Source organism: Frankia sp. AvcI1 (assembly GCF_001420875.1).
Taxonomy (GTDB): domain Bacteria; phylum Actinomycetota; class Actinomycetes; order Frankiales; family Frankiaceae; genus Frankia; species Frankia alni.
On record NZ_LJFZ01000072.1, the window covers coordinates 1 to 2153 of the forward strand.

A 2153-nucleotide genomic window follows, 5' to 3' on the forward strand; every position below is an offset into this window, starting at 1 on the left:
ATTCAACATAGTTCCCTTCAAGAGCGATACCCCTCGAATTGACGCGTCGAATTAATTCCGCGAACCCCAGAGTCCCGCTCAGAAGAACTCGTCAAGAAGGCGATAGAAGGCGATGCGCTGCGAATCGGGAGCGGCGATACCGTAAAGCACGAGGAAGCGGTCAGCCCATTCGCCGCCAAGCTCTTCAGCAATATCACGGGTAGCCAACGCTATGTCCTGATAGCGGTCCGCCACACCCAGCCGGCCACAGTCGATGAATCCAGAAAAGCGGCCATTTTCCACCATGATATTCGGCAAGCAGGCATCGCCATGGGTCACGACGAGATCCTCGCCGTCGGGCATCCGCGCCTTGAGCCTGGCGAACAGTTCGGCTGGCGCGAGCCCCTGATGCTCTTCGTCCAGATCATCCTGATCGACAAGACCGGCTTCCATCCGAGTACGTGCTCGCTCGATGCGATGTTTCGCTTGGTGGTCGAATGGGCAGGTAGCCGGATCAAGCGTATGCAGCCGCCGCATTGCATCAGCCATGATGGATACTTTCTCGGCAGGAGCAAGGTGAGATGACAGGAGATCCTGCCCCGGCACTTCGCCCAATAGCAGCCAGTCCCTTCCCGCTTCAGTGACAACGTCGAGCACAGCTGCGCAAGGAACGCCCGTCGTGGCCAGCCACGATAGCCGCGCTGCCTCGTCTTGGAGTTCATTCAGGGCACCGGACAGGTCGGTCTTGACAAAAAGAACCGGGCGCCCCTGCGCTGACAGCCGGAACACGGCGGCATCAGAGCAGCCGATTGTCTGTTGTGCCCAGTCATAGCCGAATAGCCTCTCCACCCAAGCGGCCGGAGAACCTGCGTGCAATCCATCTTGTTCAATCATGCGAAACGATCCTCATCCTGTCTCTTGATCAGATCTTGATCCCCTGCGCCATCAGATCCTTGGCGGCAAGAAAGCCATCCAGTTTACTTTGCAGGGCTTCCCAACCTTACCAGAGGGCGCCCCAGCTGGCAATTCCGGTTCGCTTGCTGTCCATAAAACCGCCCAGTCTAGCTATCGCCATGTAAGCCCACTGCAAGCTACCTGCTTTCTCTTTGCGCTTGCGTTTTCCCTTGTCCAGATAGCCCAGTAGCTGACATTCATCCGGGGTCAGCACCGTTTCTGCGGACTGGCTTTCTACGTGTTCCGCTTCCTTTAGCAGCCCTTGCGCCCTGAGTGCTTGCGGCAGCGTGAAGCTAGCGGAATTATTCGACGCGTCCTCGGTACCGGGCCCCCCCTCGAGGTCGACGGTATCGATAAGCTTGATATCGAATTCCTGCAGCCCTTAATTAACCCCGAAAAGTGCCACCTGACGTCTAAGAAACCATTATTATCATGACATTAACCTATAAAAATAGGCGTATCACGAGGCCCTTTCGTCTTCAAGAATTCCCATGTCAGCCGTTAAGTGTTCCTGTGTCACTCAAAATTGCTTTGAGAGGCTCTAAGGGCTTCTCAGTGCGTTACATCCCTGGCTTGTTGTCCACAACCGTTAAACCTTAAAAGCTTTAAAAGCCTTATATATTCTTTTTTTTCTTATAAAACTTAAAACCTTAGAGGCTATTTAAGTTGCTGATTTATATTAATTTTATTGTTCAAACATGAGAGCTTAGTACGTGAAACATGAGAGCTTAGTACGTTAGCCATGAGAGCTTAGTACGTTAGCCATGAGGGTTTAGTTCGTTAAACATGAGAGCTTAGTACGTTAAACATGAGAGCTTAGTACGTGAAACATGAGAGCTTAGTACGTACTATCAACAGGTTGAACTGCTGATCTTCAGATCCTCTACGCCGGACGCATCGTGGCCGGATCTGGTTCCGCGCACATTTCCCCGAAAAGTGCCACCTAAATTGTAAGCGTTAATATTTTGTTAAAATTCGCGTTAAATTTTTGTTAAATCAGCTCATTTTTTAACCAATAGGCCGAAATCGGCAAAATCCCTTATAAATCAAAAGAATAGACCGAGATAGGGTTGAGTGTTGTTCCAGTTTGAGATCTGGGAATCATTTGAAGGTTGGTACTATATAAAAATAATATGCATTTAATACTAGCGACGCCATCTATGTGTCAGACCGGGGACTTATCAGCCAACCTGTTAGATCCCGTAGCGCTCGGCGGTTTC

1 protein-coding gene and 1 pseudogene are annotated in these 2153 nt (G+C 50.8%); both read right to left on the bottom strand.

The window, feature by feature from the left end:
* Positions 1–78: 78 nt before the first annotated feature.
* Positions 79–873 carry an aminoglycoside O-phosphotransferase APH(3')-IIa gene (locus UK94_RS31715; protein WP_000572405.1) on the bottom strand — a complete coding sequence of 265 codons (795 nt, stop codon included), beginning with the start codon at positions 871–873 and terminating at the stop codon, positions 79–81.
* Between the two features lie 28 nt (positions 874–901).
* Positions 902–1228, bottom strand: a pseudogene (locus tag UK94_RS33395) (IS4 family transposase); the annotation flags it as partial.
* Positions 1229–2153 lie beyond the last annotated feature (925 nt).